Raw genomic sequence first — 5,956 nt, 5'->3', positions numbered from 1 at the left:
GGTCCTGGAACTCGGCACGATCACGCTTGAAGCCGGTGGTCGAGGCGTTGGCCAGGTTGTTGGAAATGGTGGTCAGTTGGGTGTCCTGGGCCGCCAGGCCCGTTTTGGCGACATAGAGTGCTGGAAGCATGGGGTTTTCCTTGACCGTCGACTGACGAATGCTGAAGCGTTGAGAGAGAACGACCACAGGGTCGACGGCGGACAAGTAGCAGCGCCTGATAGATTTGCGGTCTGCCAGGCGGCTGGGCAGTCGCCACCTGGACATACGGAAGTTGCCGGCTCGCCGAGCAGCGAGCCGTCTCCCGGACACGGCCAGCCTCAAGATGCGCCCCCCTCCAGGCCCGGGTCGACCCGCTTGCCGATGTCCCGAAGGCGCGCCAGTTGATCGACCATCCCTGGCGCTTCATCCAGGCAGCTGACGAAGGTCCACAGGTAGGTCATCACCGCATACACATGACCGGCCTTGATGCCGGAAGACAACGCCATCCGGCTGATCGCCAGGGCAAACAGCAACGCGGCGAGGGTGCCGATAAACAGGTAGGCCGCGGCCTCGCGATCCGACAGCCAGATACGCAGCCGGGACAGCAGGCGGTAATGGCGATGCAGGGTCTGGGCAGCAACTTTTTCCACCAGGCCGATTTCCTTTTCCAGGCGATCGTTCAGGCGCTCGTGCAACAGCTGGTTTCGTCCGGCAAAGCGTGGCAGCAACGTCACACACAGCAGCAGAACCAACAGACAACCAAGCCCGACCCGGAACTCGATCACCAGCAACATCGTGGCCGCCCCGACAATCGACACCAGCGCCGTGCTGATGATGGGCACGTGCTTCTCGAAGAAGTCGACGAAGTCCCGGGCCAGCACCACTCGCGCGGCGACTTTCGAGGTGTTGTGATTCTGCGATCGCTGATGAAGGATGACCGGTACGGCAAGATCGGCATAAATACGGGTAAACGTGCGGGTATCGACCGCACGGCGCACTGCGCCAACGAGCCAGAACATGAACACGACAGCGGCATAGAGCAGTGCGTGAAGCGCATTACCCTGGATGATCGAGTCCACCGCAAAACCGGCGAACAACGGATAAGCCAGCAACAGGAGATTCTCCAGCGCCACCAGGGATAGTGTGCAGGACAACTTGCCGGGATAGGCCCTGGCAATCGCCTTGAGCGTCTGACAGGCAGACTGTTGACCGATCTTCGGGCTTTCTTCGATCAATATTTCAGGTGTTACGGGCGACATGGGAAACTCGTCGAGATAAAGATGCCGTGGGTTATTCAAGTTTGACGGAGTGCAGTCGTTATCGGGGGGCCGTCGCCGGCAGCCCGATGTATCGCCAACCAACCCCGCAGCAGGCAGGGATATACCTGCACAACCGCTTGCGAAGCCGAATATTGCGCGACGCCGAGCAGGTCACGATGTTCATCGGTGATCAACAGAAGTCTTGTCTGGACCTCCTCGACGACCATCTCCGTTATTATCAGCAGGCAGATGGCAGGCGCAAAAACAGCCAATGAGCCCATGACCTGGTCGCCAACGAGAGAGCGACACCCACGATGCAAAGTGTCAGGGCCACGATGGGCACAGCCGACTGGAATGGTCTCCAGAACTTCTGCAGCCTCTTCCATCTCTCCGAATAAAATTCAAACTACCGAAAGAGTTCGGTACAGCAAACTTTTTTACAACTTGATGATCATCTAGACATATAACTGCCTGCAGCGAGACTACGAGAGACTCGGTCCGAATACATCACCATATTTGTTAATATGAGTAATCAGTTGATTACAATATGCCAGGGCAACACCTGCTCGAGCCAGGTCAGTCTTGTTTCCCTGACTTCCACCCAGTAGCCGTTTTCCGGTAGGCGGCGACGGCAGGCCACCGTCCCGCCATGGGCCACCGCGATGGCCCGGACGACCGCCAGGCCCATGTCGCAGACCAGCTCTGTCACCCGGACGCGGCTGGCCTGCGGCGGCGAGGCCTCGTCAGCCCTGCAGTTGTCCAATCAATACCTGCGCGGTTTCACTCGACGACGCAGGGTTCTGCCCGGTGATCAGCAGGCCATCGCTGACCACATAGGAAGCCCAGTCGTCCCCCCGGGAATACAGGCCGCCATTTGCCTTGAGCATGTCCTCGACCAAAAAGGGCACCACGTTGGTCAGGCCCACCGCCTCCTCTTCACTGTTGGTAAAGCCGGTGACCTGCTTGCCCTGGACCACTGGCGTGCCATCGGGATTCTTCACGTGGCGCAACACACCCGGCGCATGACACACCAGTGCGGTCGGCTTGCCGCCGGCCAGGAACGCCTCGATCAGGCGGATCGAATCGGTGTCCTCGGCCAGATCCCACAGCGGGCCGTGGCCCCCGGGGTAGAACACCGCATCGAAATCGGCCGGCGACACACTGTCCAGGCGCACAGTGCGGGCCAGTTGGGCGGTGGCCACGGGGTCGGCTTCGAAACGCCGGGTCAGGTCGGTCTGGAACGCCGGCTCGTTGCTTTTCGGGTCCAGCGGCGGCTGGCCCCCTTTCGGCGAAGCCAGGACCACCTGCGCGTGGGCGTCGAGAAACGCGTAGTACGGCGCCGCCAATTCTTCGAGCCAGAATCCGGTGTTATGGCCGGTGTCGCCAAGGGTGTCGTGGGAGGTCAGTACCATGAGGATTTTCATCGGAATCTCCTGTGTCTTGGGGAATGGAAGGCTCAACAAAAACACAAAAATAGACCGGTCGTCTAGTAACAGGGGAGAATTTTATCGCCCTGTGTCGGCGCGGTTCAGCTCAGTGAAGGCCAGTGAGTGAGCCAGCCAGACGCAGACGCGTCGCGCCAGCCCATGCCGACAGGATCAATTCGGCTTGAGCATTTGTCGTGTGGCCGCCAGGGCCGTTTCGAAGGGCTGCGTGTTCCGGGCGATCTTGACCATGACGCTGGCGCCCACCCATAGCTGATAGAGGCTCTGCGCAACCGCGTACGGATCACCGGTGATACTCAACGACCCCTCTGCCACCCCGGCTTCGATGGCATCGCCGAGACGGTCGGTGATCCCACAAGTCCCGCGCTGGAGCACCCGGCGCATGGCTTCGGAGAGATCGGCCACCTCGACCCCGAGCTTCACCGCCAGGCACTTGCCCTGGCATTCGAGGAAAGACTGGCTGCTCTGCCAGACCTCCCAATAGTTCATCAGACGCTGTGCCATTGTCAGGCCGGGCTCGGCGAGAATCTGGTCGAGGTCCCTCAGGTAATGCTGAAAGTAATCCTCCAGCAACGCCTCACCGAAGGCGTCCTTGGACTCGAAATAGTGATAGAACGAGCCCTTGGGCACATCGGCGGCCGCCAGGATTTCTTTCAGGCCCACGGCCGAATAGCCTTTGGCGGCCATGATTCGTTGGCCGACATCGAGTATCTGCTGGCGGGTGTCGGATGATTCGCGTGTTTTGGGAGGGCTCATGGTGTAAATGCTATCGTACTAGCCGGTCGGTCTACTAGCGTGAAGGCGATCTCGACGTTGCGACCGGTTTCGATAACCTGCCGCACCAAGGGCAGATGTTGCCGGTGGTTGCCAAAGGCATGGTCGACGGCGGCGATGAGATGATGCGGGTCACCAGCAGGCCACCGTCACAACCTGCCCCTCCTATTGCGCGCGCGCCAGTGCCTCAGCCAGGAACGGTGCCGTCCGACTTCCGGGCACCATCGCCACCTGCCGAGGCGTACCGGCTGCCACGATACGCCCCCCCGCTTCCCCGGCCCCCGGCCCGACATCGATCACCCAGTCGGCCTGGGCCACGACGCGCATGTCGTGCTCGACCATCACCACCGTATTGCCAGCCTCGACCAGGTGCTGCAACTGCACCAGCAAACGGTCGGCATCCGAGGCGTGCAATCCGGTGGTCGGCTCGTCGAGCACGTACAGGCTGCGGCCTCGCTGACTCCGCTGCAACTCCGTGGCGAGTTTGATGCGCTGCGCTTCACCGCCCGACAATTCGGTGGCGGGCTGCCCCAGTCGCAGGTAGCCCAGACCGATTTCCCGCAACAGTTGCAACGGCCGGGCGATGGCGTCCTCAGCCGCGAAGAAGTCATGGGCCTCGTCGACTGTCATGTACAACACATCGGCGATATTGCGCCCATTCCAGCGCACGGCGAGCGTGGCCTCGTTGTAGCGTGCGCCATGGCAGGTCGGACACGGTGCGTAGACGCTGGGCATGAACAGCAGCTCAACGCTGACGACCCCCTCCCCTTCGCACGTTTCGCAACGCCCCTTCGGCACATTGAAGGAAAACCGCCCGGCGTCATAACGATGACGGCGCGCATCCGGCGTGGCGGCGAACAACTTGCGCACGTGATCGAACAGACCGGTGTAGGTGGCCAGGTTGGAACGTGGCGTGCGGCCAATCGGTTTCTGGTCGACCTGGACCAGGCGCTGGACAACCTCCAGGTCCCCGGCCAAATGTCCTCCAGTGACCTCGATCACGCTGGGGCCTTCTCCCTGGGCATTTTCTGCCGCCTCCTCCTGCGGCTCATGCCCGAGGTGGAGCAGCAGCAACTCTGGCAGGGCCTGGGCAACCAGACTGGACTTGCCCGACCCCGAGATCCCCGTCACAGCCGTCAACACTCCCAACGGGATGCGTGCATCCACGCCATGCAGGTTGTGCCGCCGAATGCCACGCAGCTCCAGCCATCCGGCGGGCTCACGCTCACGGCTGAGCGGCGCGGGGATCTCGTCGAACAGATAACCCGCGGTCCGCGACTCGGCAATCTCACGCAGCCCTTGCGGTACACCACTGTAAAGCACACGACCGCCGCGCTCTCCCGCATCCGGCCCCACATCCACCAGCCATTGCGCACGGCGCATCAGATCCAGGTCGTGCTCCACGACGAACACCGAATTGCCAGCATCGCGCAGCGTATCCAGTGAGTCATACAGTGACTGACTGTCAGAGGGGTGCAGACCCGCCGAGGGCTCGTCCAGCACGTACACCACGCCGAACAGCATGGAACTCAGTTGCGTGGCCAGGCGCAAACGCTGCAGTTCGCCGGCCGACAGAGTCGGCGTCGCCCTGTCCAGGGTGAGGTAACCCAGACCCAATCCGCGCAACTGACGCAAGCGCGCCATCACGCCGCCGGCCAGGCGCCGTGCGGCGAGACGTTTTTCCTCCGGGAGCGCGCTGGTGCATCGCACGTCAGGCGAGCCCGCATGCGCCGACCGACCGTTTGCGGCACGCTCGGCCCGGTCACGGCGTGCCATCTTACGGCCGCTCCCCTCATCCGCCGTATGACCGTGGAAATCGCCCTGGGCAACCGGCTCGAGCAAAGCCGCCAGCCGATCCAGAGGCATCTGCATGAACTCGCCGATATCCAGCCCGGCAAAGGTCACCGACAGCGCTTCGGGCTTGAGTCGCTTGCCGTGACAGGTCGGGCACAGACGGCCCTCCATGTAACGCGATACGCGCTTTCTCATCAGCGCGCTTTGCGTGTTGGCAAAGGTGTGCAGCACATAGCGTCGCGCGCCCGTGAAGGTCCCCATGTAGCTGGGTTCGAGCTTGCGTTTGAGTGCCTCACGGGTCTCGTCCGGTGTGAGGCCTGCATAGACCGGCGCCGTGGGCGTCTCTTCGGTGAAGAGAATCCAGTCCCGGTCCTTCTTCGGCAAATCCTTCCAGGGACGGTCGACGTCGTAGCCGAGGGTGACCAGGATGTCGCGCAGGTTCTGGCCATGCCAGGCCGGCGGCCAGGCGGCAATGGCTCGCTCGCGGATGCTCAGCGAGGGATCGGGCACCATGGTCGCCTCCGTCACCTCGTACACATGACCCAAGCCATGGCAGGCCGGACATGCCCCTTGCGGGGTATTCGGCGAAAAGTCCTCGGCATAAAGCATCGGCTGATTGGCCGGATAGGTGCCGGCGCGCGAATACATCATGCGTACGAGGCTGGACAGGGTGGTCACGCTGCCCACCGAGGAACGCGCATTGC

General features: G+C 62.2%; 6 protein-coding genes. All 6 read right to left on the bottom strand.

All coding sequences use genetic code 11. The features are described 5' to 3' along the window. On the bottom strand, positions 1–130 hold a 130-nt coding region (locus K675_RS32385), incomplete at its 3' end, for a flagellar basal body protein (RefSeq protein WP_232434445.1). Positions 131–318: 188 nt separating this feature from the next. Further along, positions 319–1,239, bottom strand: a complete 921-nt coding sequence (locus K675_RS0117090; protein ID WP_026145281.1) for an ABC transporter six-transmembrane domain-containing protein — start codon at positions 1,237–1,239, stop codon at positions 319–321. Positions 1,240–1,771: 532 nt separating this feature from the next. Beyond that, entirely contained in the window at positions 1,772–2,002 is a 231-nt protein-coding gene (locus K675_RS0117080) for an ATP-binding protein (protein ID WP_017904714.1), read from the bottom strand. Then, entirely contained in the window at positions 1,983–2,663 is a 681-nt protein-coding gene (locus K675_RS0117075; protein ID WP_017904713.1) for a type 1 glutamine amidotransferase domain-containing protein, read from the bottom strand. Before K675_RS0117075 ends, K675_RS0117080 begins: the two co-directional genes overlap by 20 nt. Before the next feature lie 174 nt (positions 2,664–2,837). Next, positions 2,838–3,440 carry a TetR/AcrR family transcriptional regulator gene (locus K675_RS0117070; RefSeq protein ID WP_026145280.1) on the bottom strand — a complete coding sequence of 201 codons (603 nt, stop codon included), beginning with the start codon at positions 3,438–3,440 and terminating at the stop codon, positions 2,838–2,840. Between the two features lie 183 nt (positions 3,441–3,623). Further along, a partial coding sequence (locus K675_RS0117065; protein WP_017904711.1) for an excinuclease ABC subunit UvrA occupies positions 3,624–5,956 on the bottom strand: 2,333 nt, incomplete at its 5' end.

The organism is Pseudomonas fuscovaginae SE-1, assembly GCF_000364705.1.
Lineage (GTDB): Bacteria > Pseudomonadota > Gammaproteobacteria > Pseudomonadales > Pseudomonadaceae > Aquipseudomonas > Aquipseudomonas fuscovaginae_A.
Note: the sequence above shows the minus strand (reverse complement) of the source record. Positions and strands in the feature narration are given on the sequence as shown.